Here is a 1554-nt window from a genome sequence, read left to right on the forward strand (position 1 = left end):
CCTACCTTGTCGGCAAAATCCTACCTGCTCGCGGCTGCCTTTAAGGGGCAAAGGGTGCCAACGTTCACCGAATTACGCCTCTGAGGGAATATGCCGAAGAGGTGTTATCTTCAAGGTTCTCGCGCCATAAAGCCCCTAGAATGGGGTCATGGATAATGCAAAGAACTCTGGAATTACGACCGAATGGGTCGATAATGCGGTTAAACCGGGCGATGATTTCTTCCGCCACGTGAACGGCCGCTGGCTCGATACCTATGAAATTCCCGCCGACCGTTCCAAAGACGGCGGGCTGTACACCCTACGCGATGATGCCGAAAAGCATGTGCGTGAGATTGTTGAGCGTATCGCTAAGGAACAGCCTGAATCCCGCATCGGCGCGCTCTACAACTCTTTTATGGATACCGAAAAGATCGAGTCCGACGGGTTGGAACCGCTTATGCGCGAGGTTGCCCCGATTCTCAACGCCGCCACGAGCGAGCAGCTCGCCGTCACTCTAGCGCTCCTCTCACGGGCTGGGCTGGCGCAGCTTCTCGGGTGGTACACCAGTATCGATCAGAAAGACCCCGAACATTACGTCTTTTACCTCACCCAGGCCGGGTTGGGTCTGCCCGATGAGGCATACTACCGCGAAGAGAAGTACGAGCAGGTATGCGCCGCGTATATCGAGCATATCGCCACCATGTTCGAGCTGACCGGCCTTGCCGAGAGCTTCAACTTGACCCCTATGGAGGCGGCACAGCTCATTTTCTCGCACGAGACCGAGATCGCCGCGCATCACTGGGATGTCGTGAAAAACCGTGATGCAGAGGCGAAATACAACCCCGTCAAAGCCCCCGAACTTGACGAGAAGTTCCCCGGTTTCCCGCTCCAGCAGTGGCTTCTTGCGCTGGGGGCAGACCCCAAAGAGCTGGGCACGGTCATTGTTTCTCAGCCTTCTTTCCTAGAGGGCGTGGCGAGCATGTGGCAGTCCACCCCGCTGATGACCTGGAAACTCTGGGCCCTGTGGTGCGCTATCCGTTCCCGCGCACCCTACCTGCCGGATGCATTCGTGCAGGAAAACTTCAATTTCTACGGTCGCACCCTCTCAGGCACCGAAGAGCTGCGCGAACGCTGGAAACGTGGCGTTGCGGCTGTGGAGAACGCACTCGATCAGGAGCTTGGCAAGGAATATGTGGCGGTGCATTTCCCGCCGGAGCATAAGGAGAAAATGCTCAAGCTGGTCAATAACCTGCTGGAAGCATACCGCCGCTCCATCACGAACCTGGATTGGATGACCGAGGCCACCCGCGAGAAGGCGCTGGAAAAGCTTTCGAAGTTTGTCACGAAGATCGGCTACCCGGATGAGTGGCGCGACTACTCGAAACTGACCCTGGTGCCCGGTGACCTGTTCGAGAACCTGCGCCGCACCGCCGCCTTTAACAGCGATTTCATGATCGATCGCGCTGGCGACCCGGTTGATAAGAACGAGTGGCTGATGTCTCCGCAGACTGTGAACGCCTACTATATGCCGCCCGCTAACGAGATTGTGTTCCCCGCGGCTATTCTGCGCCCGCC

The 1554-nt window shown here is 57.5% G+C and carries 1 protein-coding gene; it reads left to right on the forward strand.

What is annotated here, in order from left to right; genetic code table 11:
* Positions 1 to 148: 148 nt before the first annotated feature.
* Positions 149 to 1554: M13 family metallopeptidase (locus HMPREF2554_RS09095; RefSeq protein WP_070554925.1), on the forward strand; the 1406-nt coding region annotated here is incomplete at its 3' end.

The organism is Rothia sp. HMSC071F11 (assembly GCF_001809115.1).
Classification (GTDB): Bacteria; Actinomycetota; Actinomycetes; order Actinomycetales; family Micrococcaceae; genus Rothia; species Rothia dentocariosa.